The sequence below is a fragment of the Vibrio sp. 10N.222.49.C9 genome, assembly GCF_041474985.1.
Lineage (GTDB): Bacteria > Pseudomonadota > Gammaproteobacteria > Enterobacterales > Vibrionaceae > Vibrio > Vibrio crassostreae_C.
Genome location: NZ_JBFRVD010001396.1, coordinates 1 through 413 on the forward strand (window position 1 = coordinate 1; position 413 = coordinate 413).

The window sequence follows — 413 nt, forward strand, 5'->3', positions numbered from 1 at the left end:
GGGAAGTTCCATGGGCTAATACAGACAAATACGCCACGACCGTGTCTCTCACACCATTGCAGATTACCATCAAAGCCTTGAATAGATTCAGGACCAAGATGAATCGCGTTGTCTGCGTAGTAGCGACAAAAATCCACCGCTTCGCGCACCTCATCAATGCTGTCATGAATGGTTTTGCCCGCTTCCATATGGCAAAGGGCTACTAGCTCTGCAAGATTCTCTTCTAGCTTATCCGCTAGATTTCTCAAACACTCAGCACGGCGAGCAACTGGTGCATATCTCCAGTGCTCAAGGCCTGACTGGGCTGTGGTAATAGCATCGGAAACATGATCAAGGTTCGCAAAACCGATCTTACCGACCGTTACACTACGATCAAAAGGCGCGACAATGCTTTCTTCCTTGATCATAGTTCC

At 48.2% G+C, this 413-nt stretch carries 1 protein-coding gene; it reads right to left on the reverse strand.

From position 1 onward, the window contains the following. Positions 1 to 413 (reverse strand): aldehyde dehydrogenase family protein (locus AB4585_RS28455; RefSeq protein WP_372172121.1); only part of this gene is annotated, 413 nt, incomplete at both ends.